General features: G+C 55.5%; 24 protein-coding genes and 1 tRNA gene. 12 read left to right on the forward strand and 13 right to left on the reverse strand.

Going from position 1 to position 24,954, the window contains the following annotated elements:
* Nucleotides 1–9: 9 nt before the first annotated feature.
* The gene (locus VH413_12355; GenBank protein ID HEX3799483.1) at nucleotides 10–669 is read left to right on the forward strand and encodes a sigma-70 family RNA polymerase sigma factor; all 660 of its coding nucleotides are present in this window, start codon (nucleotides 10–12) and stop codon (nucleotides 667–669) included.
* On the forward strand, nucleotides 666–1,181 hold the full coding sequence (locus tag VH413_12360; protein HEX3799484.1) for a hypothetical protein: 516 nt from the start codon (nucleotides 666–668) through the stop codon (nucleotides 1,179–1,181). The genes VH413_12355 and VH413_12360 overlap by 4 nt, the downstream gene beginning before the upstream one ends.
* 85 nt (nucleotides 1,182–1,266) lie before the next feature.
* Here the strand turns inward: VH413_12360 and VH413_12365 are convergent, their stop codons facing one another.
* Entirely contained in the window at nucleotides 1,267–1,938 is a 672-nt protein-coding gene (locus VH413_12365) for a YoaK family protein (GenBank protein HEX3799485.1), read from the reverse strand.
* A 152-nt stretch (nucleotides 1,939–2,090) separates the two neighbouring features.
* Here VH413_12365 and VH413_12370 point away from each other — a divergent pair, with 152 nt between their 5' ends.
* Nucleotides 2,091–3,584, forward strand: coding sequence for a sulfatase (locus tag VH413_12370; protein HEX3799486.1), 1,494 nt, complete (start codon nucleotides 2,091–2,093; stop codon nucleotides 3,582–3,584).
* A 36-nt stretch (nucleotides 3,585–3,620) separates the two neighbouring features.
* Here the strand turns inward: VH413_12370 and VH413_12375 are convergent, their stop codons facing one another.
* Nucleotides 3,621–4,220 (reverse strand): hypothetical protein, encoded by a 600-nt coding sequence (locus tag VH413_12375; protein HEX3799487.1) that lies wholly within the window; start codon nucleotides 4,218–4,220, stop codon nucleotides 3,621–3,623.
* A 160-nt stretch (nucleotides 4,221–4,380) separates the two neighbouring features.
* Between VH413_12375 and VH413_12380 the strand changes: the two genes are divergently transcribed.
* Both VH413_12380 and VH413_12385 read left to right on the forward strand, forming a co-directional pair.
* Nucleotides 4,381–4,456, forward strand: a tRNA-Lys gene (locus tag VH413_12380).
* Between the two features lie 47 nt (nucleotides 4,457–4,503).
* Nucleotides 4,504–5,835: a hypothetical protein gene (locus VH413_12385; GenBank protein ID HEX3799488.1), complete on the forward strand. Its 1,332-nt coding sequence runs from the start codon at nucleotides 4,504–4,506 to the stop codon at nucleotides 5,833–5,835.
* A 42-nt stretch (nucleotides 5,836–5,877) separates the two neighbouring features.
* Here the strand turns inward: VH413_12385 and VH413_12390 are convergent, their stop codons facing one another.
* The 5 genes from VH413_12390 to VH413_12410 are packed head-to-tail and all read right to left on the reverse strand — an operon-like array spanning nucleotide 5,878 to nucleotide 11,279.
* Complete coding sequence (locus VH413_12390) at nucleotides 5,878–6,909, reverse strand: ATP-binding cassette domain-containing protein (protein HEX3799489.1); 1,032 nt, start codon at nucleotides 6,907–6,909, stop codon at nucleotides 5,878–5,880.
* The gene (locus VH413_12395) at nucleotides 6,906–8,591 is read right to left on the reverse strand and encodes a hypothetical protein (GenBank protein ID HEX3799490.1); all 1,686 of its coding nucleotides are present in this window, start codon (nucleotides 8,589–8,591) and stop codon (nucleotides 6,906–6,908) included. The genes VH413_12390 and VH413_12395 overlap by 4 nt, the downstream gene beginning before the upstream one ends.
* Entirely contained in the window at nucleotides 8,588–9,646 is a 1,059-nt protein-coding gene (locus VH413_12400) for an extracellular solute-binding protein (GenBank protein ID HEX3799491.1), read from the reverse strand. Before VH413_12400 ends, VH413_12395 begins: the two co-directional genes overlap by 4 nt.
* Nucleotides 9,646–10,560, reverse strand: coding sequence for a hypothetical protein (locus tag VH413_12405; protein ID HEX3799492.1), 915 nt, complete (start codon nucleotides 10,558–10,560; stop codon nucleotides 9,646–9,648). The genes VH413_12400 and VH413_12405 overlap by 1 nt, the downstream gene beginning before the upstream one ends.
* Nucleotides 10,560–11,279 (reverse strand): family 16 glycoside hydrolase, encoded by a 720-nt coding sequence (locus VH413_12410; GenBank protein HEX3799493.1) that lies wholly within the window; start codon nucleotides 11,277–11,279, stop codon nucleotides 10,560–10,562. Before VH413_12410 ends, VH413_12405 begins: the two co-directional genes overlap by 1 nt.
* 167 nt (nucleotides 11,280–11,446) lie before the next feature.
* Here VH413_12410 and VH413_12415 point away from each other — a divergent pair, with 167 nt between their 5' ends.
* Both VH413_12415 and VH413_12420 read left to right on the forward strand, forming a co-directional pair.
* Complete coding sequence (locus VH413_12415; protein HEX3799494.1) at nucleotides 11,447–12,409, forward strand: prepilin-type N-terminal cleavage/methylation domain-containing protein; 963 nt, start codon at nucleotides 11,447–11,449, stop codon at nucleotides 12,407–12,409.
* Entirely contained in the window at nucleotides 12,410–12,940 is a 531-nt protein-coding gene (locus tag VH413_12420; GenBank protein HEX3799495.1) for a hypothetical protein, read from the forward strand.
* A 45-nt stretch (nucleotides 12,941–12,985) separates the two neighbouring features.
* On the opposite strand, the gene VH413_12425 is transcribed toward VH413_12420, so the two are convergent.
* Together VH413_12425 and VH413_12430 are read right to left on the reverse strand one after the other, a co-directional pair.
* Nucleotides 12,986–13,735, reverse strand: coding sequence for a type II secretion system protein (locus VH413_12425; protein ID HEX3799496.1), 750 nt, complete (start codon nucleotides 13,733–13,735; stop codon nucleotides 12,986–12,988).
* A gap of 174 nt (nucleotides 13,736–13,909) precedes the next feature.
* Entirely contained in the window at nucleotides 13,910–14,047 is a 138-nt protein-coding gene (locus VH413_12430) for a hypothetical protein (protein ID HEX3799497.1), read from the reverse strand.
* 19 nt (nucleotides 14,048–14,066) lie between these two features.
* Between VH413_12430 and VH413_12435 the strand changes: the two genes are divergently transcribed.
* Nucleotides 14,067–18,290, forward strand: coding sequence for a GDSL-type esterase/lipase family protein (locus VH413_12435; protein HEX3799498.1), 4,224 nt, complete (start codon nucleotides 14,067–14,069; stop codon nucleotides 18,288–18,290).
* Between the two features lie 145 nt (nucleotides 18,291–18,435).
* On the forward strand, nucleotides 18,436–19,131 hold the full coding sequence (locus tag VH413_12440; protein ID HEX3799499.1) for an AIM24 family protein: 696 nt from the start codon (nucleotides 18,436–18,438) through the stop codon (nucleotides 19,129–19,131).
* 3 nt (nucleotides 19,132–19,134) lie between these two features.
* Here VH413_12440 and VH413_12445 read toward each other — a convergent pair whose 3' ends face one another.
* Nucleotides 19,135–20,052 carry a diacylglycerol kinase family protein gene (locus VH413_12445; protein HEX3799500.1) on the reverse strand — a complete coding sequence of 306 codons (918 nt, stop codon included), beginning with the start codon at nucleotides 20,050–20,052 and terminating at the stop codon, nucleotides 19,135–19,137.
* A gap of 263 nt (nucleotides 20,053–20,315) precedes the next feature.
* On the opposite strand from VH413_12445, the gene VH413_12450 reads away from it, so the two are divergent.
* Nucleotides 20,316–20,711: a type II secretion system protein gene (locus VH413_12450; GenBank protein ID HEX3799501.1), complete on the forward strand. Its 396-nt coding sequence runs from the start codon at nucleotides 20,316–20,318 to the stop codon at nucleotides 20,709–20,711.
* Nucleotides 20,712–20,767: 56 nt separating this feature from the next.
* Here VH413_12450 and VH413_12455 read toward each other — a convergent pair whose 3' ends face one another.
* A complete protein-coding gene (locus VH413_12455) occupies nucleotides 20,768–21,349 on the reverse strand; it encodes a hypothetical protein (protein ID HEX3799502.1) in 582 nt (193 codons plus the stop codon).
* A 164-nt stretch (nucleotides 21,350–21,513) separates the two neighbouring features.
* On the opposite strand from VH413_12455, the gene VH413_12460 reads away from it, so the two are divergent.
* Both VH413_12460 and VH413_12465 read left to right on the forward strand, forming a co-directional pair.
* Nucleotides 21,514–22,740, forward strand: coding sequence for an argininosuccinate synthase (locus tag VH413_12460; GenBank protein ID HEX3799503.1), 1,227 nt, complete (start codon nucleotides 21,514–21,516; stop codon nucleotides 22,738–22,740).
* Nucleotides 22,741–22,887: 147 nt separating this feature from the next.
* A complete protein-coding gene (locus VH413_12465; GenBank protein ID HEX3799504.1) occupies nucleotides 22,888–23,841 on the forward strand; it encodes an undecaprenyl-diphosphate phosphatase in 954 nt (317 codons plus the stop codon).
* Between the two features lie 10 nt (nucleotides 23,842–23,851).
* On the opposite strand, the gene VH413_12470 is transcribed toward VH413_12465, so the two are convergent.
* Both VH413_12470 and VH413_12475 read right to left on the reverse strand, forming a co-directional pair.
* Nucleotides 23,852–24,502 carry a LysM peptidoglycan-binding domain-containing protein gene (locus tag VH413_12470; GenBank protein HEX3799505.1) on the reverse strand — a complete coding sequence of 217 codons (651 nt, stop codon included), beginning with the start codon at nucleotides 24,500–24,502 and terminating at the stop codon, nucleotides 23,852–23,854.
* 82 nt (nucleotides 24,503–24,584) lie between these two features.
* Complete coding sequence (locus VH413_12475; GenBank protein HEX3799506.1) at nucleotides 24,585–24,953, reverse strand: VOC family protein; 369 nt, start codon at nucleotides 24,951–24,953, stop codon at nucleotides 24,585–24,587.
* Between the last annotated feature and the right edge of the window lies 1 nt (nucleotide 24,954).

Consider the following 24,954-nt stretch of genomic DNA (forward strand, 5'->3'; position numbering starts at 1 on the left):
TCGATCAACTTGGCTGAAGAACTTCCATCCATCTCCGACGAGGAACTGGCTCGCGAAACGCAGGCCGGTTCGCTCGCCGCGTTTGAGCAACTGGTTTATCGTTATGAGCATCGTATCTATGCGTTCATATTTCAATTTTGCCGCAACCCGACCGACGCCCGCGAAGCCACACAAGACACCTTTGTAAAAGCATTTCAAAACATCGGACGATTCGACACGCGCCGCGTTTTTGCGCCGTGGCTCTTTACCATCGCGCGCCGGATCTGCATAGACCGCCATCGCGCCGCGCCCGTCATCGCCGATTCACAAATCCCGGAACTCCCTGAAATTCCCGACCCGTCCCAAGTCGCCGCGCGCCGCGAAGCCGGGCAGGATTTGTGGCGATTGGCCCGGCAACATTTGAAGACCAATCAATATCAAGCGTTGTGGCTTCATTATGTCGAAGACCTGGACGTGGCGCAAATCGCTCAAACGCTCGGCAAAACCAAAGTCCACGTCAAAGTGATGCTCTTCCGCGCGCGCCAGATTCTTGGCCGCGAATTAAAATCAAACGCCGCGTGCGGCGAACCGATTTCGCGAATCAATTCAAAGACCGATCATGCCCTTGCCGAAAAACGGCCTTCTGCTTTTCTGGAATCAAAATTATTGGCCAAGGAGAAAATAATATGAAAACGTGGTTCTTAAAATTCCTGGTTTCAAATTCCCTCAATGACCGCCGTCCCTTGCCGCCCACGCTGGAACGGGTCGTTAGTCAGTCGCCATCGGCGCAGCGTTTCCGGGAAGAGTCCCAAACCTTGGATCAGCGACTCAAAAATCAATCACCCATTCCAGAAGCTCCGGCGTTTCTTCACACCTCGATCATGCGTTCGGTATCGGCTTCTGCAAAAGTTCCCGCAACGCAAAACCGTTTCTCGATATTTCACGTAGTCCGCTATGTCTGCCTCGCTTCGCTGGTCTTATTAGCCGTCTTCGTGTCAGTCCGCGTTTTCACTCATGCACTCGCAAAAGAAAAATCGTCCGAACCGCCCGCGTTCGCCGCCGCCGATTCCGCTTTGGAATTAGGCGGAAATATTTTAAGCGAAGCTCCCTCCGCCGCTATCAGCCCGTTGTACGATGAAGCCGCGCACCTCGACCACGACATGGCGAGCACCAAACAATTTCTCCTTGCGAGCCTCCCTTGAAGCGCGTCCCACGAGTCCGTGGCCAGATTCGGCGCTAAGAGCCGCGGATCTTGGGGCAGATATTCCGGGTTTTATTGCGTTAACATCAGCGCGCTTCGCTGCGTTTCCGTTGCTGATAAATAAAGTACGCCAGCCCCACAGTTCCCGTCACTGTTGCAGGCACCAATAAAACATTATTTCCAAGCCTGCCAAAACCCGCCGCACCCAGAATCGTCCCGCCCAAAAACGATGCGAGCAACAAAACGTACAACTGCAACCGCCGGGTGTCCACTTTCAGTCCCGCCAGCAGTTGCCCCAGAAATATTCCGATGTCCGTGAACAATCCCGACACATGCGTCGTCCGCAACACCGCGCCGCTGTACGTGCTCACCATTCCGTTTTGCAGTCCGCATGCGCATGATGCCAGGTACATTCCGGTTTCGCGGTTGCGATTCAAAAATGGCACCGCCGCAAACAGAAACGCCGCTTCAAACAGGAGCGCGAAACCGTAACGCCGTCCCAATTTCAAAGTGCTGTCCTTCACCAAATAACCGCTGAAAATGCAACCCACGAGAAACGCGCCGATCACCATGATAAAATGCCGAAGGTTCTCCACGTCACCCTGCGCAATCGCGATTCCCAGCAGGGTCGTGCTGCCGGTCAGATGGGTGACGCCATGATGCTCGAAGCTTAGGAATCCCACCGCATTGATCGCGCCTGCCATCAACGCCATCACCGAACTTCCCAGCCAGACCCACCGTGGAAGTTTGCTAATCATGACGGACAATTTTCCCCGGATTAAAAACCATCTGCCACTTGTAACCTATCCCGACTTGAATTCAAATCCTTTGCCATCGTCTCCGCGACAATCTTCACTGCATAAAAAAGCATTGGCCGTCCGCGCAAAAATTCGTTATCTCGATAGTAGAAATGATCTCCGCGAAACCATCCCGCGTATCCAGAATCTATACGGCCCTCGCGCCGTTGATTTTCTTTCTGGCAATTCTTTCCACCAAACCCGCACCCGGCGCGGAACGACCGCCGAACATCGTGATCATTCTCACCGACGACCAAGGCTACGCCGATATCGGCAAATTCGGCGCCGAAGGCTTCGACACGCCCAATTTGAATCGCATGGCGGACGAGGGCGTGATCTTCAGAAATTTTCACGACGCTCAACCGATCTGCTCCGCTTCGCGTGCGGCGCTGCTGACCGGTTGTTATCCGAACCGCATCGGCATCCACGGCGCCCTCGGGCCGCATTCGAAAGTCGGCATTGGCGATGGCGAAGTGACGCTCGCGCAACTGCTCAAGCAAAAGGGTTACGCAACCGCGATGTTCGGGAAATGGCATCTTGGCGATTCGCCCCAGTTCATGCCGATGCAGCATGGGTTTGATCAATATTTCGGCCTGATGCTCTCGTGCGACTTCTGGCCGGGCCAGCCGGATTTGATCACGAATTTTCCGCCTACCATGGTGGCCATCAAACGCGAATATCCAAATCTGCCGATCTACGACGGCGACAAAATTTTCCGTCCCGAAATGTCCATTGATGATTTGAATCACCTCACCACCTGGTACACCGAGCGCGCTGTAAAATTCATCGCGCAGAACAAATCGCATCCGTTTTTTCTCTACGTGGCCCACAGCATGCCGCATGTGCCGCTCGGTGTGAGCGACAAATTTCGCGGCAAAACCAAGCGCGGCCTTTACGGCGATGTCATCGAGGAAATTGATTGGTCTGCCGGGCAGATTTTGACCGCCCTCAAGGAAAACGGCGTTGACGAAAATACCTGGGTCATCTTCGCGTCGGACAATGGCCCGTGGCTGAACTACGGCAACCACGCCGGGTCCGCCAAGCCTTTGCGCGAAGGCAAAGCCACGAATTGGGAAGGCGGCACGCGCGTTCCCTGCCTCATGCGCTGGCCCGGCCACATTCCCGCCGGCGCGGAAACCTGGGACATGCTGATGACCATTGATCTGTTCCCCACGATTGCCAAAGTCACCGGCGCAACTTTGCCGGGGCACAAGATTGATGGCTTGGATATCTGGCCGATTATTTCCCGCCAGCCCGGCGCGAAAAATCCCCACGACGCCTACTCATTTTATTATCACGTGGACGACCTCGAAGCCATGACCACCAGCGACGGCCGCTGGAAACTGCAATTTCCCCACACTTACCAAACCCTTGCCGGACAGCCCGGTGGCACCAACGGCGTGCCCGTTCCATATTCGCATCGCAAAATAGAAAAAGAAGAACTCTACGATCTCGCCAACGACATCGGCGAAACCACCGACGTCTCCGCGCAACACCCCGACATCGTGAAAAAACTCGAAGCCGCTGCCGAAGCCTCCCGCACCGACCTCGGCGATGGTTTGACGAAGCGCCGCGGCGCCGGGTTGCGCAGTCCGGGACGTTTGTGAAATCGGCCTTCAGGCTGAATCACATCCAAACTCGGCTCACCCTTCTTTGTGCGTCAGGTCGTCGAAATCCCGGCGCACACTTTCCAGGCGCTTCCGGTATTGCTCCGCGTCGCCGTATTCGAAAAAATGCGAATAGCGGCTATGGGTGGACTTCACTCGCAACGCGTGTTTGATGGGACACCAATATTGTTCCGTCCGGCCCGCTACCTCCTGCACATACGCCAGCACGCCGTTCACATACTCACAATACCCGCAGTTCCACTTTTCCATCCAGTTCAGGTAGGCTAATTTTCGCCGGTCCATCAGCACGTAATCCTTCCGAACTACTTTGGGAATGCCGTACACGGGAAAGCAGACGAATTGAAATACCCCGGCCACAAGATCAATGAAGACCACTGGCAAAGCACAAAACAATAACATGGGCGTGGTGAGCACAGTCAGCGGTTTGGAATCATAAAGATAGCGCGTGAATTTTTTCACCAGCCGCTCGTGCGCGGCTTGCACGCCTTCGTGAAAGCGAACCTTTCGATCCTGTACCGTGTAACGAAAGTCCTGTTGCTTTTTTCTCGCTTCGTCCGGCAATTCTTTCTCGAGTTGTTTGATGCGTTCGAGTATTCCGTCGAGCTTGTCGTTCATGGTATTTTGTTCTGGCTTTCTGTATGATGGAATCTATCCCAGATTCGACGCGACCGGCAGTAATTTGTTGATTGGCTCATTATCGCAACGAAGCGCACAACGAATTGGCTGCAAAACTACTTGCCTCTTCCCGTGAGTGAGGCATAATAACCGCCCGTTTGGGTTGGTAGCTCAGTTGGTAGAGCAGTGCCCTTTTAAGGCATTGGTCCAGGGTTCGAGTCCCTGCCAACCCACCACTTTTTATTTATAACTGCCTCGCCGAACGCAGTTTCGGGAGTGTCACATGAAATCTCCGCTCCTTGAGCAAATCGTCAGCGCGGTTCTCTACGAGGGATATATTTTGTATCCTTACCGGAGTTCCTCGATCAAAAATAAACGCGAACGCTTTACCTTTGGCCGCATCTATCCAAAGGATTACAGCGATTCGCAAAAAGGCGCCGAGCCGTGCGCGAACCTTACGGAATGCCTCCTGAAACCCGCCAGCGAAACCGTCTCGGTCGAAATTATCGCAGGCTTCCTGCAACCTATATGGCGCGAAGTCGGTTATCTTTCCGGCGCGGACAAATCATTTCGTCGAGTTGATCAATTATCCGTGGGGAACGTCGTCCATCATTCGTGGCAGGAAGCTGTCGAGCGTAAAATTCCAGTTGCACTTGGACCATTGAGCGCGTCAGAAACCCGGCACGCTACGGTTCCGTTTGCTTTTGACGCGTCGCGCACCGTCGAAATGCTGGGCATCGAAACCAGTGCTGAAGCAGCGGTCATTCAACGCCGCCTCGAAGCCGTCTCCGGCGTGATCGAAATAGCTGCGGCTCCGCTTCCCGGCGGCATTCTCAAAATCAGTGTGCGGATTTGCAACCTCACGCCGATGAGCGCGCCGGATTGTGAAAGTCAGGACGCCGTCATCATGCGCACATTCGCTTCCACGCACGCGGTTCTTCACGCCATCGGCGGCGAATTTATTTCCCTGCTCGAACCGCCGGATGAATTTGCAGACGCGGCGGCGGCTTGCAAAAACACCGGCGTCTGGCCCGTGCTCGTTGGCGACAAACAAAAAGCCGAGCGCGACACGCTCCTTTCTTCGCCGATCATTCTTTATGATTATCCAGAGATCGCTGCGGCCAGCAAAGGCAGTTTTTTTGATGGCACCGAGATTGATGAGATTCTGACGTTGCGGGTGATGACCATGACCGACGCCGAAAAACTGGAGATGCGCCAGGTGGATGAATTTGCGCGCGGAATTTTGGAGCGCAGCGAGTCCGCCACGGCTGAGGATTTTCTAAAGATGCACGGCGTCATGCACGGCGCAAAAAATGTCGAGGAGTTTTTCAATCCCACCCGGCCGCTGCAAGAGGTCGCGCTCAGCGGAAGAAAACTCAAGGCGGGCGACCGTGTGCGCATCCAGCCCAAACGCCGCGCCGATGCCATTGACATGCTGATCGCCGGCAAAATCGGCATCATTGAAGCCATCGAACAGGACGCCGAGGAAGGCATCCATCTCGCGCTGGTTCTTGAAGACGATCCCGGCAAGGACATGGGCCTCGCGCGGCAAACGGGGCATCGTTTTTTTTACGGTTTGGATGAAGTCGAACCGCTCGCGGACGCGGCGACGTGAAAAGATTTTCGGCAGTGAAAAGTATTTTGGCAGCGTGAAGCGTTAGACGACTTCGCATTGGCCGTCAATCCGCACACGCACAAGCTGGCCAAGCTTTAATTTTTCATCGCGGGCAAAAACTCGCAGAAGCGCGCCGCCGACGCGTACGGCCGCCACTTGTTGAACTACCCGCATTTCCGGGGGACGCAATTCGAGGGAAACAATTTCTCCTTCCACCGCTCCGGCGTCGTTGACAATCACCGGCTGGGCCGGCCTTACCAAAACCCGCACCGGCCCGGACGCCGCGCTGCCCGTGACGCGAATTTTTCCGAATGGAGTTTGCGCTTCACCAGTCGCGACGATTTCGCCATTTACGATTTGCCCAAGGCCAAGACAGCGAACCGCTGCGGAGTGCGGCGGCCTTGCGAGAATGGATTCGAGTTGGTCATACGCAACCGTCGCGCCTTTTTCCAGGACCAAAACTTTTTGCGCCAGATTCAAGGCGTCGTCGCGCGAATGCGTCACGAGGATAAGTGTGGTCTCACTTTTTTCGAGCAGCGAGCGCAGCAAGTCGCGCATCTCGGCGCGTTTTTCATCGTCGAGACTGGCGAACGGTTCGTCCATCAACAAAATTTTCGGCTGCTGCGCCAGCGCGCGAGCGAGAGCGATGCGCTGGCGTTCGCCGCCGGAAAGTTGGTCGAGCGGCGCGTTTTCGCGATGCCCCAGGCCAATGCGATTCAACAATTCGCGCGCCTTTTCCACGCCGCCGCGGCCGCGCGCCGCGAAAGAAATCTGATCGAGCGCGCGCAAATGCGGAAACAGCGCGAGCCCTTGAAACACCAGCGCGATTCCGCGATGCTCCGGCGCGATCAAAATTTTTCCCGCCTGCGCCGCCGCCTTTCCCGCAACAAAAATTTCCCCCGACGTCGGCGCTTCGAGCCCGGCGATCAAGCGCAGCAATGTCGTTTTGCCGCTGCCTGACGGGCCGAGAATGGCAAGGCGTTCGCCCGCCCCGACGGCAAAATTGGCATCGCACAAAACTCTCGTGCCGTTGAACGCCTGGCTGATATTCGCAATGCGAAGGACTTCGTTCATGATGATGATTTTCGGACGGCGCGCATTTTTGCGCCGAGCGTGGCGAGCGCGATGGGCACGAGCGGAAGCGCGACCACCGCAAGCAGCAGGAATTGGCACGCCGCAATTTCAGGGTCTTGCCCACGCCGCATCAGGTTCACAACTGAGGGCGCGAGCAGGGGGCTTCCGGGCGGCGCAATCAAAACGGTCGCGCTGAATTCTGTCGCGCAAAGCACATACATGGCGAGCCACGCGGCTGCCAATCCGGGCGCGGCAATGGGCATCACGACGGAAATAAATCGTTCGAGAAAATTTCTTCCGGCCAGGGCCGCAGCCTGTTCGAGTTCGCGCGGCACGCGCGCGAGCGCGCCCTGCGTGAGAAAAATCGCGATCGGCAAAAATCGTGAAAACCACGCGAGCACAACAATGGCAGGCCCGGAATAAATCATCGCGCTCCAGCGATGGTCCCACAAAAGAATCAGCCCAAGTCCCACGATGGGCGCGGGCACGGCCATCCCCGCGCCCATGACGCCGAGGAGCGCGCCCCAGCCGATCCGCGACGCGAGTCGCGCGAGTACAATGACAAATGCAGTCGCCATCGTAGCCGCCAGCGCTGCCAAAAGAATTGTGCGGATCGCATCGTCGTGCGCCAGCGTCCAGGCCCCTTGAAGCGATTCCCAAAATCCCGTCGCGCGCAAAACTTTGTAAGTTCCCGCTGCGGTAGTGACCGGTAATTTCGCCGTCGTCGCAAGCCACGCAAGCGAAGTGAACGGGACGATCAGTGCGGGCAGGATGGCGCAAAGCGTCATGCCACCGGCAAACCATTCACCGGCGGCATCGGCGGGTTTGCCGCCGAATTTTGGAACGTCGCCTTCCAGTCCGGCGAGGCTGGCGAGACGCGCGCGCGTCAGCACAAACGCGCCCAGCGCGCCTGCCGCGACTACGAGTGGCAACAAAGGAAGTCCCAACGCCGCCGCCATCGCGAGATCGCCTTCCTGAATGCGTTCATACACGGCCTCGCCGACCGTTCGCACGCGCAGCAGTTGGGGAACGGCGAATTCCGTCAACGCCACCGCAAACACTAGCAACGCCGCGCCCAGCGCCGGTGGCGTGAGCACGCGCGCTGCAATGCGCCACACACCACGCGCACCTTGCGCCATTCGCGCCGACTCGAAAATTCTTTGGTCTGTCCGGCGAAACGCGTTCGCCACCGCCAAAGCTACAATCGGAAAAAAACATCCGCCGAGCACGACTCCCACGGTGGCCCAATGATAAACGAACCCGGGGATTTCAAACCGCGCCAGTGCGATGGGATCATTCGAGTGCGGTGCGAAGCCGAGCGAGCTGGCCACGAGCATCGAAATTTTTCCATGCGGCCCGAAGAGAACAATAAAAGCTTCCGCGACAATATAGGGTGGAACCATGAGCACTAGCAAACCGACCGTCCACCAAACTCGTTTCAAGCCCGGCTTCGCGCGCTCAACCAGAATCGCGAAGGGTGTTCCCAGCAACAACGCCACGAGCGCACTGACCAGGGCCGTTAAAAGCGAACCGGCGAACGGACCCGCCGCGCCATGCAAGGCTCCGGCCAGTATTCCCGCCCGCAATCCCGCCCCAAAAAGTGTGGCAGCGAGCGGTGAAAATACGATACCTCCTGCGATCAGAATCAATGACACAGCCAAAAACGCGGTGAGGCTTTTCATTGATCGAGCAGGTTTTCCTTGATTGCCTTGGCCGCTTGTTCGTGCGCTTTCACCGCCGCATTCCAATCCACGTCCATCCAGTGAACCCGCTTGGGAATCCATCGGGGACGCACGTCCTCGGCGACACTTTGCGGCAGCAAACCCACGCTTTGCGCCGGGCCCGCGCTCAAAACTTTCTCAGTTTTTGAATTCACGAGAAAGCGAAGAAGCTTTTCCGCTTCTTTTGGATGCGGCGCCCCCGCGACAATCGCCGCCGTGCTCGCCGCGCGCAGACAGCCAATTTCATTCGTGCCCTGGTCGGGATAAACGACGGCCACGGGCTTGCCGCCTTCGAGCGCGACGTAAGCATCGTCGGTCGCCGTGATGCCGAACCACAGTTCGCCCGAGGCCACGCGATTTTTTACGTCCGCCATGCCCGCGCAAACGGCGCAATCATTACTCTTCAAACCTTCGATCCATTGCCGTCCGCGGTCGTCGCCGATTTTGGAAAAGATCGCCGCCGTGTGCGCGGCCATCCCGCCGAAAAGCGGATTGGCAATGCCAGTATGCCCCTTGAAACGCGGATCGGTCAGGTCGCGATACGAATGCGGAAACGCATCGGGCGTGAGGACATTTGTGTTCACGATCAGCACGCGGTAGCCCGCGGCAAAACCAAGCCAGCGTCCTTGAGCATCATGCGGTGCGTCTCCGACGGCGCGAACGAGATCTTCCGGCGCGGGCGCGAGGCAGCCTTCGTTCGCCATGATCGCGCAAAAAAATTCGCCGCCGCCCCAGAAGACATCGCATTGCGGATTGGATTTTTCCTGCCGAATCGCCTGCACAAGCCCGACGGCTTTGGCGGCTTCGGTGTCAAATTTCGCTTCGATTTCAATGCCGGTTTCCTTCTCGAATTCGTCAATCAATTCCTGCGCCATCTCGCGATCCGTCGCGCAATAAAGAACCACTTTTGGTTTTTCCGGCGTCGCATTTGAATTGCCAGACCGATGGCACGCGGCGAGAAGGCCGGCCAACGCGAGCGTCGTTGAAATTTTTAAAAACAAAATATGACGGCGCATTATTTTTTTTCCGGCGAAAGTTTCGTGAGTTCGGACGCCGCTTGTTTTCCATATTCCGAATCCGGCGCGGCATTGACCGCCTCCTGCAATTTCTGGCGCGCCAGTTCCGGATGGTTCATTATTATCTCCAACCTTCCGATGGCCAGATTGCCACCGGCGCGCGCATCCGCCGTTTTCGGTCCCAGCGTGGCGATCAAATCCCGCGCGCCAAAGCGGCCTTTCTCGCGTTCGCCGATCCAGATGTGCGCCTGGCAGACTTCAACCCACGCGCGAACTCGCAACGGAAGCGCGGCCTTTTCGTTATGCGCGACAAATTCGAGATGCGGAATCGCTTCGAGCTTGTTTTGACGCGACACCAAAAAATCAGCAAGAGCAAATTGCGCTTGAAGGTCATTGGGATCACGATTGGCCGCCGCTTGCAACGCGTCAAACCTCGCATCCAATTCGCGAGACGCCTCAGCAACTTGACGAAGGCGTTTGGAAACGACCGTCGCGGTGATAGGCGCTTCATCACGGCTTGCGATCAATCCTTGTGGCGAAAGACAGACGAGCATGGGAGTGTTTGTGACATGATAACGGTTCGCCGTGGCGCGATTGCGCGAAACGCTGATGTCGAGCAAAACGGATTTGATGCGGCTGTCTTGCGCGTCACGCTGCCTTTCAAAAAGAGATTGGGCCTCGCCATCCGCTTTGCTTTGTCCGGACTCGATAACGAACAGCACGAGACATTGATCGGATTTTGTTGCCCGGCTGATTTCGTCGTTGAGATCCACAGCCGTAGCGTCCGCGGACTGTGGCCCAGAATTTTTTGAATCGGAAATGCAGCCCGCGACGAGGACGAAGGCCGCGAGCGCAACGACTCCAAATAATCTTCGCCAAAAATTGCGGGCATCCCGCGAAAATAAAATGTTCATCAAGGAAGCGGTTCAATCTTCAGATCAGTGAAGGCCGAGACGCTATCCGCCTTGGTCCACAATCCGATTTTGCCGGGCTGTTTGAAAGTCGTGTCCCGGGTATCAATGATCGTCTTGCCATCGAAAATAATTTTAAGATGCGAACCTTTGGCCTCGAAACGGAGCGTGTGCCATTCGCCGGCGGTGACTTTAACCGGGACTTCCGCGATGCGGGAGCGCTTGCCGCGCACGGTTTTGAACAGGTTGACATTATCTTCAAGCGCGTTGGCGCGGGCGATGTAATAATTTTCCGGGCTGTAGCGCAAAACGATTCCGCCCGCCTCATCCACTTTGCCCGAGATGGCTTTATATTTTACCTCCACGGCCACGTCGCGAGCGGTGAAGTCATCATAAACACAAACGGGAAAACGATAACTGGTATCGTCTGAACTTTCCTGCACGAGAATTTTTTTGCCATCGCGCGCGCGGGAATCATTACGCACCATCCAGGACACCGGGCCGCCGCCGCCGGTCAATCCGGTGGTGAAATGAGCCGGTGGTTTTCCGGATTCATCGGAATCGAAACTGATTTTTTGAGACGGAAAATTTTCCGGCGCGACGGGAACCTCGGCACAACCAGCGGCGAGCAGAGCAACGATGCACGGCAAAAGCCAAACCGCGCGACTCGAAAATATTTTGGCGATGCCCCCTTTTTCCCCAGCCGGGATTCTTTCTTTCATGTTCTGGATTCATTAGAACGAAGTTCAAAGACACGTCAACGCCAAAGCAAAATTCAGACGGTGTAAACAAAAGTAAAATTGACAAGGAATTCTGTCTGGAACACACTCACTCAAATTTGGGGCGAGCAATCGCACTGTGCATAGGAAGTTCACTAGCTGGAGGAAATATGAAAGCACCAAAGGAACAATCGCAATCAGCCAGTGCGAAAAAATTTATTGGACCGGCAACAAACCCTCGCGCTTTTACCCTGATCGAATTGCTGGTCGTCATCGCCATCATCGCCATTCTCGCCAGCCTGCTCTTGCCCGCGCTTTCCCGGGCCAAGGAAAAAGGCCAGGGTGCCGTCTGCCGCTCGAACCAGCGTCAGCTCGCCATCGCTTCGATAGCTTATACCTCCGACTATGAAAATTGGATGAATCCGTTGCAGACGGCGGTGCCGACTACAGGCGTTGAGACGACCTACCGGGTGATTCTTTGGGATTATGTTGGTCATGCGGCTTCGGTTTATGATTGTCCGACCGAGAAGCAAGCGGTCTATGCGGACGGCATGTCGGCGAATGACGCGGTGTACGGCGGCTTCGCACTTGCGCCCGGGACGGACTGGACGCAGGTCGGAATCGGCGTGGCCGGCCCATCCATTCCGGCGGCGGGCGGAGATTATGAGAAGTGGAATCAAAGCGGCATCGGTGTGGGTGGCGGACACTGGATTCACGTGGATGGCAATCCCAATCCGGCCGCACAGATCAGCAGCATGCCGTTTGGGCGAGCCCTTACCCAAGGCTATTTCGAGGGCATGAAGAAATATACCGATGTGACCAATCCTTCCAAACTCATCTGGTATGGTGACGGCGGCTGCGGCAGCCCGGCGACCTGGGCCGACGACAGTTGGTGGATCAAGAATACCGACACCAGCGGCAGTGGATCGGAGGACGAGGCGGGCTTCAATCGCTTGCAGCAGGATCAATATGGCTGCCAGCGGCACGGCGGCGATGCGAATTACGCCTTTGCCGACGGGCATGTGGAACGCCTGAATGCAAACGATATTCGTTGTGACCGAACCGAGTGCTGGTGGTCGGTGGACATCAATTACCACAGCAGCCAGCAATCATCCTTTACCTCCGCATATTGAATGAATCCGGGCGCAAAGACTTTTTTGAAAGTGGTGACCGCCACGGCGGCGCTGGCGGTGGTGGGCTGGATCGTGGCGTCGAAATTTCGCGGCATGAGCGGGCGCGGCGACAGAACCCAGGTCTGGTTTTATGACGAAAGCGAGAAAGAACTCTATGCGATGCCGTTGAACACCATCCCTCCAGACAAGGGCATTGGTGGTCCGAGTGGTGACGGTGTCCGGGCCATCGTCGTGGGATTCGCAGGTTACAAACACGATCTGAAGAAGCGGAAAATAGCTTACCTACTAACTTACACTCCCGAATTGAAGCAGATATTGGATAAGGTGATGGCTGCGCGGTTGGCTGGGCGTCTGCTCAATGAATTGTCGCCGTCGAGTCAAGGCACTTATTTTCAGAGCAATACCTTGGTGAGGCTCACCGAGGATTCTGATTGGCATTCGGAAAACACGCCCGAGGGCCGCAAGGCCATGAACGAATGGCGGTCGTGGCGTGGGCAGGATGGCAGCCAGCCAGTCATCTGCGTTCCGTGAGACGAACGGTATTGGTGGTTCGCGCGATCGAAAAAATTTAATCCATTACTGCAACCGCGCGTCGCGTTCAAAGTCCGCGTGATTGTCCATGAATAAACGATTGCGTCCGCCGTGATGCGCGGTGCGGCCCTTGAGTTCAGCGGGGACGGTGGGGATGGTCGCCGGAAAATAAGGATCCACCGCAAGCTCGACATCCGCCGCGCCATAAGGCTGGCCGACCGTTGGATCATTGGCGGCGCGCAAATCATCCGTGCCTTCCTCCACGGATTTATTCCAAAAATCTTCCAGCGGAACCGGGTCATCGGGACGATCAAAACGCCAGAGCCAATAGGTGGAGACGGAGTTTGAATTCCCCGGCAGAAAAGCTTGAGAACATTGCGGTGCCTTTGCCAACGGCGGCGACGCCAAAATGGCGGGGCAACTCCAAACGGCGGTGGCGGGCACTTCGTTGGACAAGGTTTGCACCGCCCAGCCAGATCGCGGGTCGGAGGTCGGCCAGGTCGTCCACGGCAGGTAACCGAGCGAATTTTTCAGCGGACGTTCGTCGGGAAATTTGTCCTGATTATCGGAAAGCAAAATCGCAAAGCCCGTCCCGATCTGCCGGAGATTGGAAAAGCAATTACTCTGGTAAGCCTTGCTCTTCGCCGCCGTAAGCGCGGGAAGCAAAAGCGACGCAAGGATGCCGATGATCGCGATCACGACCAAAAGCTCGATCAAGGTGAACGCCGCTTGAGTGTCGAGAGACGGGGATAATTTCTTTCCGCCGCCATTTCTTCGCGAGACAGGCGTGCACATCCGGACTGATCCAGCCGGGTTTATCGCAACAGAAGTGAAATCTTTGTCCATTGAGTCTCACGAAGAATGTGCGTTCATTCAGAAATTAAAACCATCATAAATGCATCACGGTTCCGGCTCCTCGCTTTAGGGGATACCCAAGCCGGCTTCAAAACAGTATGTTTTTGCGTCTCCTTAAACGCAAGACGAACCGCGACTCACGATCACTTTTTTATGACGCACAATCGTGCAGCCCACAAAAATTTCGCCTTCACGTTCGGAGACTTGCGCGGTTTTTTCGATCATTGACGACCGTGCATGCAGTCCAGCCATAATTAAAAGGAAGAGCAACATGAAATTTCGATGCATCACCCGCCTCCGGCAAATATTTTTCGCGACGAAACAATTTTTATTTGCCGCGATAAGTGTGCTTGCGATTTTCGCGATGAGCGCGAGTGCTGCGCCCAACGGTTCGTTGAGCGATACGAACATCAAATATTTTGGCCGCTGGGATTTCAGCAGCCCATCGCAATACGTGAGTCAATGGGGCGGGGCGTACATCAAGGTCAATTTCTCCGGCACGACGGTCCAGGTAAAATTGGGCAACACCAGTTATTTTGATTTTAAAATTGATGGCGGCGCGTGGACGACTTTGACCAACGTGGGCAGTGGTTCCGTCAACCTCACGCCGACGCCGCTGACCAATGGCGTTCACACGTTGAGCGTCGCGCAGGGAAAGGATTACGATTACGTTTTCAAGTTCCAGGGATTGACGCTCAGCGCCGGCGGTGTCACGACTGCGCCCGCGGTTTCGACCAATCTCATCGAGTTCATCGGTGATTCCATCACCACCGGCTACACCGATCCGCAGGCGAATGTCTCCGACTACGGTTGGGTGGCGGCGGAGAAATTAAATTGCGAGCACACGCAGATCGCGTATCCGGGAGTCAATCTGGTCACCGGTTACAAGGGCATCGGCATGGACATCCAATATTTCAAGCAGCAATCCTTCGCCAATACGAACTCGCCCGCGTGGACATTTACTAATTACACTCCAAGGCTGGTGGTCATCAATCTTGGCCAAAACGATGGCGGTGCGAACGGCGTGCCGGGCGCGATTTTTCAAAGTGACTACACCAATTTTTTGGCGGGCATCCGCACGCAATTTCCCAACGCGGATATTTTTTGCATGCGCCCGTATCTTGGTTTCCTGGCGGCGCAAACCCAGGGCGCCGTCAATGCGCGCAAAGTGATGGGCGATGCCAAAGTGCATTACGTGGACACGACCGGCTGGCTGAATTCGGGAGATTATAATGACGGCGTGCATCCGAGTCCGAGTGGTCATATCAAGGCGGCGAATTTTTTGAAGGCCATCCTCACGCCTTATCTCGGCGGCGATGTCGTCGGCAAAGTCACGGTGGGTTATCAAGGCTGGTTCTCGGCGGCGGGCGATGGCTCACCGGTGAATGGCTGGGGACACGACAATCTGGAGATGTGGCCGGACTGCCGCGAATACGCGACGACCTATGCCGGTTGTCCGTTCGCGCAAGGCGGTGTCAACGAGCCCGCTTTTTTTGGCAACCTCGGCAACGGCCAGCCCGCCACAATGTTTTCGGCTTATGATCAGCAAGTCGTCAACACGCACTTTAATTGGATGGCGCAAAACGACATTGATTGCGCGGCCTTGCAGCGGTTCGCAAATGAGATCACCCCCGGTTCGAGCATCAAAGCGCAACGCGACGGGATGGCGATCAAGGTCATGAACGCCGCGCTCGCGACGGGACGAAAATTTTTCATCGAGTACGACGCCTCGGGACATTCGACAATGGATGCCGACATCAAACTCGATTGGACAAACACCATCGTCAATACGCTGCATCTCACCTCCTCGCCCGCCTACGCGCATCAAAATGGCAAACCAGTCGTGGGTGTTTATGGCATGGGTTACGCCACCGCCCCGAATCCCGGGCCCGGCTCGACCAACGATTGCATGGACCTGATCAACTTTCTCAAGGCGCAGGGATGCTATGTCATGGGCGGCGTGCCAGGCCAATGGCGCACTGGCACGGGCGACTCCGCCCCGAATTTCATGCCGGTTTATCAGATGATGGATTTGATCGGGCCATGGGCGGTAGGCCGCGCCACCGATTCCGGTTATCTGCCTTATCTCACCGCCGACTTTGCGAGCTGTAACAGCAACGGAATGGATTATTTGCCGAATGCTTATCCGGGCACTTCTTTCTTCAATTCGAACGGTTCGAGTTCGCCAAAAAATCAATTTCCGAGAAACGCAGGAAATTTTTTATGGACGCAACTTTCCGACATGGCGTCCATCCACGCGCCGAGCGTGTTCATCGCCATGTTCGACGAGATGAACGAAGCCACGCCTATTTTCAAGTGTGCCGAAGATGCCTCGATGATCCCGACGAATAATTGGTTTCTCACGCTGGACGCCGACGGCACACATTGTTCGTCGGATTTTTATTTGCGCCTCGTGAAGGACGGCGGCGACATGCTCAAAGGCCTGCTGCCGCTGACGTTTACCCGGCCCACGCAACCGGTTTTGCCCGCAACGCTCCCCAACGCGCCGCTGGATTTGGTGACGGCGGGAACCAATACTCAAATCACATTGAACTGGGCGGCCTCGCCCGGCGCGGCAAGTTATAAAATAAAACGCTCTGCCACGAGCGGCGGCAATTACACGGTTATCGCTTCGAACATCGGGCATCTCGGTTATGTGGATACCGGTTTGATCAACGGCACAAATTATTATTACGTCGTGAGCGCCGTGAACGCGATGGGTGAAAGCGCTAACTCGATTGAAGCCTCGGGAAAGCCAGCGGCGGGCGTCGCGTCGGCATCGAGTCAAAACGCGCCGAGCCAGGGAGCAGCCCAGGCGTTCGACGGTTCTACAAGTACCAAGTGGTTTAACAATAACGGCGGCACGACCGGTTGGTTGCAATATTATTTTGGCGGACCAACGCACATCCTCGTGGGTTATGTGCTCATCAGCGCCAGCGACGTAGCCGGTCGCGACCCGAAGAATTGGCAGTTTCAAGGTTCCGCCGATGGCAGCGCGTGGGTAACTCTGGACACGCAAACCGCGCAGACCTTCGCCAGCCGCGGGTTGACTAAAAAATATACTTTCGCCAACACCAACGCCTACGCCTATTACCGGCTCAATGTCACCGCCAACAACGGCGACGCCTCGGGAATTCAACTCGCGGAAATGTCCTTCACCTACGGCGCAGCAGCACCGACCGGCGTGGGGGCGTCCGCATTTTCCACCACGCAGATCGTGGTGAATTGGGCGGCGACGAGCGGCGCGTCCAGTTACAATATCAAGCGCGCCACCAGCGATGGCGGGCCTTATGTGACCATTGCCACCAACATTGTCGCGACATTTTATTGGGACAATTCCGCCGTGCCGAACACCACTTATTATTACGTCGTGTCTGCTGTGGACGGCGCGGGCAATGAAAGCGGCAATTCACTTCAGAGCGACACGACCTCCCTGTTCCCCGGACCAGCAACGCCAACCGGACTCGCCGCCACGCCCGCGAATGCGCAAGCCGGTTTGAGTTGGATGGCCTCCGCCGCCGCGACGACTTACAATGTGAAACGCAGCACGACCAACGGCGGGCCTTACGCCGTGATCGCGACTGGCATCACCGGCACGAGTTACAACGACAGCGGCTTGACCAATGGCACGACTTATTTTTACGTCGTGTCGGCGGTAAATACTTTGGGTGAAAGCGCCGATTCGATTTCCACCCGCGCCACGCCGTTGGTTATTTCCAGCGGACTTAGTTTCACCAGTGGTTTTTTTTCCGATAATACCGTGCTCGGTTTGGTTGGCACGCCGGGGCAGGAAGTCTATGGCGTGAGTCTTGGCGACGCCACAGCGCGCACCACCGCTAACGGCTATTCTTTCGGCACTTACCCGAGCGTGAATCTCAGTTACGGTTTGAATGGATCGCCTTACACCGCGTTTCTTTCCGGTGGCGGAACGACTGGCGATGCCAATTTCGACTCGGTCTTGAACTATGGCGAATTGGGGCTCAACAGCGGGACATTGGTTTTGAGTAATTTGGTCGCGGGAAGAATTTACAAAGTGTTATTCCTCGAAGCCGATACCCGCAGCAGTGTGGGCACGCGCGTGTTCACGATCACCTCCGGCCAGGTTTCCAGTCCCTCGCAATCCTACGCATTCGTGGCGGGCACGCCGCACGTGGGCGGATATATATTAGGCAATTTCACCGCGACCTCCTCGACGCAAAGCTTCAACAACGCCGCGATCAATTACGGTTATCAACTCGACGGCCTTTTGCTGGGTGTGGCCGCCCCGGTGCCGACCACTCCGCCGAATCTCAGTTTCGGCATCAATAATGGAACGCTTCAATTCGTCTGGCCGGCGGACCACATCGGCTGGCGGCTCGAAGCGCAAACGAATGTGAATGGCGAAGGCATCGGGAATAATTGGACGACCGTCGCCAGTTCAACGATGACCAATCAAATTGCGGTCGCCGCGAATACGATCAACGGCAGCGCGTTTTTTCGGCTGGTTTATCCGTGAGTCCAAAGAGTGCCGGTTAGCAAAGGGTTTGGCGGTTATAAGCGCAATGCCGCATTGCATTTTTTCACTTCATTATTTATTGCCCGCCATTTCGTGATGTGTAAGATTCCTGGCGAGGAATCGAATCACATCAACCAAAAAAATTATGGCTGTTCCAAAACAACTGGCGACAAATGCCCTCAATGAAACTTTTGGCGGCATCACCTATCACATCGAAGGCGAGCTGGTTCCCGTTCTACATCTTGAACTGAGTTCGACCGGCATTTATTTCGAGCATCACATTTTGTTGTGGAAAGACCCGGCGGTGAACGTCCAGTTGCGCCCGATGAAGGGCATGCTCAAGCGCATGCTTGCGGGCATGCCGGTGTTTCTCACCGGGGCGCACGGGCCGGGTCGCATCGCGTTCAGCCGCGATGGCGTCGGTCACGTGTTCGCCTTGCATCTCACGCCCGGCATGGCAGTGGATGTGCGCGAGCATCAATTTCTCGCGGCCACGGACAATATTGATTTCACCTTCACACGCGTTCGCGGCGTGGCGAACATGCTGCTCGGCGGCACGGGATTTTTCATAGACACCTTTTCCTGTCCAGCGCAGGAAGGCATTCTTTGGCTGCACGGTTACGGAAATGTTTTTGAAGTAAACCTTCGGCCGGGCGAGCAGATTGACATCGAGCCGGGCGGCTGGATTTACAAGGACCGCAGTGTGCAGATGGAAACCGTTTTTCAACGCCTGACGGTGGGCATCTTCGGCGGCGGCGGGCAGATTTTTTGGAATCGCTTTACCGGGCCGGGCAAGATTGCGCTGCAATCCATGTATCTCCACGCGGAGACAGGCGAGTAATTTTTACGGAGCGACCACCCGCAGCTTTTGTTTCTCAAGCGAAAACGACGCCGGCAAATGGCCGATGTTTTCGCCGTCCACTTCGAGCGGGGTGGGGGACTCGCTGGTGAGCGTGAACTGTTGCGAGCGAAAACATTTCGCCACGCCTTGCGGCAAGGGTTGTCCGGCGACGAACATGCCCGCGCAACTCAATAGCGTTTGCCAGTTCGCCTTGGGGAAAACGCACACGTCCAACAGCCCATCGCTCAAGTCGGCATCGGCATGCACGCGATAGCGTCCGCCATAAAAACGCCCGTTGCCGACGAGCACCAATTCGCCCGCGGCCGTTTCCGCGCCGTTGGTCACTGTGATCCACGAGGGTTTGCCGAGAATGGCTTCCACGCCCGCCCAGACGTAAGCGAGCGGGCCGACTTTCTTTTTTAATTCCCAGTTCGCAAGTTCAATCGCACGTGCGTCCAAGCCACTGCCCGCGAGTTGTGCGAAGTAACGCCGTTGCGCGACGCCACTCACCGCATGCTCAACGCAGGGCAAATCAATTTTGAGTTCGCGGCCATTGTGCAAGGCCTCCCAGCCTTCTTTCAACTGTGCGGGCATGCCCAATTCCTTGGCGAAGACATTCACTGTGCCGAGCGGCAACACGCCGAGCCGGGCGCGCGCGAATCCATCGGGCGCATCGCCGATGCCGTTGAGCACTTCGTTCAATGTCCCATCGCCACCGGCGGCGATGATGGTTTCAAAACCTTCGTGGACGGCTTCGGTGGCGAGCGGGCGCGCATCCCCGGCTTTCGTGGTTTGTTTCAAAACGCATTCGGCGCCGATCTCGTCGAGGTGACGGCGAAACTGGTTGGCCTTTTCGCCACGGGCGGTTGGATTAAAGATGACGCAGGAGCGCACGCGCAAAGGTTTATGAGAAACAGGCAAGTTTCAAGTTTTCAGTTTTCAAGTTTTCAGCGAAGAAAGAAATGCCCTTTCGTAATTGAATGAGAATTCAAACCGAAAACCTGAAATTAGTTTCCTGCGGCGTCCGTATTATTACTTGGACAAACTTCCGTATAAGTGGGGAATTGCCATTGATTTAATTTTTGTTATGGTGAAGGCCGTAAACCAAACCATTGCGAGCGGAGGTTCGCGGATGAATGGAATGGCGGCCGGCAACGGCAAAATGTTTAGAAAGCAAAAATAATATGAAGATCAAAATTGCCCGGACGGCGGGATTTACCCTGGTGGAAATCATGATCGTGGTGGCCATCATCGGTCTGCTCGCGACCATCGCCATTCCAAATTTTGTTCGCGCCCGCCTGAAGGCCCAGCAAAGCGCCTGCATCAATAACCTCCGGCAGATTGACGGCGCCAAGCAAACCTGGGCGCTGGAAAATCGCGCGTCGCAAAACACCGTTCCGGTGATCGGGAACATTCAGCCGTATCTCGGCCGCGGCACGCAGGGCACGGCGCCGACTTGCCCGGCAGATCCCGCCAATAGCTTTCCGACCAGCTATAGTTTGAACGACCTGCAAACGGCCCCCGCTTGTCTCATCAATCCCGGCGCTCCGGGCGACAGCACTGGCCATCATTTGGATTAATTTGCGAAGTAGCGCGGGGCGCATCTTTGGTTGCTACTTGAACAAAGCCCGGTCATTTATGGCTGGGTTTTTTGTTTATTCGGCTGGCTATCGTAAAGTCCGCTCAAAGTAAAATCGTACGCGTCCGAGACCTCGCGCCCCGTCCAAATTGTGTGTTCGTCCGAATCGTCATCCGCATTGACCTGGTAGATCACCTTCAACTTGACTGCTGCTCCTCCATCTTTTGGCAGCCAGGATAAGTCCTCCCATTCCTGGGACGAAAGTTCGATGTTCCAGACCATAGACTGATTCGGTTTCAGACTGTCGTAGTCGGGAAAGTTCACGTAAAAATTGATCCACTTTTTCTTCAGCACATGTACGGTTCCATTTTTTTCAGTGACTTCAAATTGAAGCGAGAAATATCCCCAACTGCACCACTCCGTCCATAAACGAACCGGCTGGTCGCTGACATTGGTCAGAAGGACGTAAAAATTATTGCTGTGCCGGCTGCCAGGCAAATAAGAGCCAGGGGAATCCAGCGAGCCGTAAGGTATTGTGATCGCAATCGGGGAATTGGGATGCGTTCGCTCGCTGGTCGTGCCGCAACCCGCCAGCAGAATCGAACTTGCAATCAACAACCAAAGTGAACGGGCATTCATGCGTTTGAACGGTTTAACCAATACACGGCTTCCGGCTTTTATAACATCTTATTTTGCGCGCACACCCCACGACCGTTAATAAAAATCTTCCACTGAAAACCGGCTACTGAAAACTTGAAACTCCGCCCGCGTTCTCCATTATTAACCTGATTGGATTTACAACTATGAAAATTGTTTTGGCATATTCGGGCGGCCTTGACACATCGGTGCTCCTCTCGTGGATCAAGGAAAAATATAACGCGGAGATGATCGCGTTCTGCGCCGACATCGGCCAGGAAGAGGAACTCAAGGGCCTCGACAAAAAGGCCATGAAAACCGGCGCGTCGAAGCTTTACATTGACGACCTCAGCGCCGAGTTCGCCCGCGATTTTATTTTCCCGATGATGCAGGCCGGCGCGATTTACGAGAACCAATATTTTCTCGGCACGAGCATTGCGCGCCCGCTTATCGCCAAGCGCATGGTGGAAATTGCCCGCAAGGAAAAGGCTCACTACATCGCCCACGGCGCCACCGGCAAGGGCAACGACCAAGTACGCTTTGAACTCACCGCTGCCGCGCTCGCGCCGGAATTGGAGATCATCGCCCCGTGGCGCGATGCTTCTTTCCGCGCTCAATTTCCCGGTCGCGCCGAGATGATTCAATATTGCGCTGACAAAAAAATCCCCGTCGAAGCCAGCGCGAAGAAACCGTATTCGATGGATCGCAATCTCCTGCACATTTCCTACGAGGCGGGAATTCTCGAAGACCCGTGGCTCGATGCCTTCGCGCCCGAGAACAAGCCGATGTTTAAATTAAGCGTCTCGCCTGAAGACGCGCCTGATAAACCGGAGTACGTCACGCTCGATTTCGACAAGGGCGATTGCATCGCGGTCAATGGCAAGAAGCTTGACCCGCTGGGCGTCATGCGGACATTGAACAAACTTGGAGGCAAACACGGCGTGGGGCGTGTTGATCTCGTGGAAAATCGTTTCGTCGGCATGAAATCGCGCGGGGTTTATGAAACGCCCGGCGGCAGCATTTTGCACTTCGCCCATCGGCAGATGGAAAGCATCACCATGGATCGCGAAGTGATGCATTTGCGCGATTCGCTCATTCCAAAATATGCCGAGTTGGTTTATTACGGCTTCTGGTTTGCGCCGGAACGGCTGGCGTTGCAGGCGCTCGTGACCGAAAGCCAGAAACACGTCACCGGCACCATCCGGCTCAAGCTTTACAAAGGCAACATCATGACCGCGGGCCGCAAGAGCCCGGTGAGCCTCTACAACCCGCACATCGCGACGATGGAAGCCGACCCGACGAAGGCTTACAACCAGGACGATGCCACGGGCTTCATCCGTTTGAATGGCCTGCGCCTAAAAGTCGCCGCGCAAGTGCATGGGAATAAAAAATAAGGTCCCATGCCGATCGTATTTTAATTTGGCATCTGAACGATTCTGCGAAAAGCCCGGCAGCAAATTGCCGGGCTTTTTTATTGTGAATTTAAGTTTGCAGGGACGAAAGCGGGATCATCTCTGAGAATATATCTATTGGAGTCTTCTGTGCTTCTTCCATTCGCCGTCCGCGAGAACCATTTCCTGCTTGTAACTCCGGCCATTTTCCCGTCTAAACATCCGATGCCGTATATCGTCATTATCATCATTTTGGGAATCATCGAGGGGGTCACCGAATTCCTACCGATTTCCTCCACCGGCCATCTGCTCATTGCGGAGCACATTCTGCACACCCATCAAACCGACCTCTTCAACGTCGTCATCCAGGCTGGTGCGGTGCTCGCCGTCATCCCGCTTTTTTCTAAGCGTTTCGACCAATTCATGCATCGCTTCAACGAACCTGCGACACGCGATTATCTGTTGAAAATTATTTTGGCTTTCGTCATCACGGGCATTGGCGGTCTTATTCTTGAAAAGAAACATTTCAAATTGCCGGAAGAACTTACACCAGTTGCCTGGGCTCTATTGATTGGCGGCATACTTTTCGTGATCGTTGAATCCATGCTCCGCGGAAAACGCATGAGCGATGACGTCACTTGGTCCATCGCTGTTGCCGTCGGCTTTGGCCAATTAATTGCCGCGATTTTTCCCGGCGCATCGCGCTCCGGCACGACCATCCTCATCGCGCTTCTGCTCGGCCTGAATCGTCCCCTCGCCACCGAATTCTCTTTTCTCGTTGGCATTCCCACGATGCTGGCCGCCAGCGGGTTTAAAATTTTCAAAGCCCTGCATCATCCTGCCGCCGATGCCCCGCACGAAGATTGGGGGATGGTCATTCTCTGCTCGGTCGTTGCGGCAATCGTTTCGTTCATCGCGGTGAAATGGCTCCTGCGCTATATCCAAACCCACACCTTCATCGCCTTTGGCTGGTATCGCATTGTGGTCGGTGGTGGGCTGTTGGTTTTTCTCCTGACGCATCCCGTTAAGCCCCTCCCGCAGCCATCCGCATCCGTCACATTCCCTGCGCCAATCGCGGTCGCGACTTCTTTAGCTCGTCCGTAAAGAGGTTGATTTATTTCGGTGTGAAACCTTTGGGCGCTGGGATAAAAATCTTCGTGCCCACCTTCAACTTCGCTGGGTTCACATTCGGATTCGCTTCTTCAATCTGCTTGCTTGAAACTTTTAAACCCTGCTGCTCGCGGCACGCCTGCGCGATGCCTGAGATCGAATCATTTTTTTGGATCGTGTAATAAAAACCGTTTTGATCACCGACGGGTCCGGGCGCGGTGCCTGAAGTAGTCCCGGCATCTGGCGAAGAAACCATCGGATGCGATGACGCACGTGGAACCGGAGCGGACACCGCCTGTCCCAACTCTTCCATTTTCTTTAAAATGAGTTCCTTGTCGGCAGCGCGATTTTTTTCAATTTCCTGCACCGAATTGGCAAGTTGCTTGAGGTCATCCGCCGTCGCGTAATTGGCCGACGGTTTGTTCATCTGCAACCGCAAATCCTCAATCTCGCGGCGCAAAGCCTGGATTTGTTTCGCCTGGTCCGCTTGCGCGGCGAGCAGGTCGTCAATATGCCCTTTGAGGGTGTTGTAATTTTCTTCGGCCTCCTGGCGCGAAGCGATGGCCGCCGCGCCGCCCGACGTTGAATCCTGCCCGCGCACGATGGGCGAGAGCGAAAGGAGGCAAACTGCCGAAAAACAATAAAATCGTTTCATGCAGCGAAAATAGGTTTGCACCCCCTTCAGCGCAAGCGGCATTTTGATTTTCCGTTACGCGGACCGCAATCACTCACGAATTCTAGGCCGGATTTTGACTCGAACTGGGTTCCTTTTCGTATAATTCCACCTTGTGGCCTTCAAAATCTTTGACTACCGCCCGCCGGCCAAATGGCGTGTCAGCCGGCCCGGCAAGCACCGTGGCGTGAAGGTTCCTTAACTTTCCCAAAGTACTGGATAAAGACGGCACAGAAAATCCCAACCGCGTGGAAGCGGTGCTCTCCATTGGATCAATGCACGGGTATATTTCAAAAACGGTTTCCCCAATGGTGCTGCTCAAATGTTCAGGCCCGTTCCCATGCCGGTGCCTGGTAAAATGAAATCCAAGAGCTGCGTAAAAATCTGCCAGCTTATCTATATTTTGCGCGCGAATGACTACCAGGCTCAGCATG

Source organism: Verrucomicrobiia bacterium (assembly GCA_036268055.1).
Taxonomy (GTDB): Bacteria; Verrucomicrobiota; Verrucomicrobiia; order Limisphaerales; family Pedosphaeraceae; genus DATAUW01.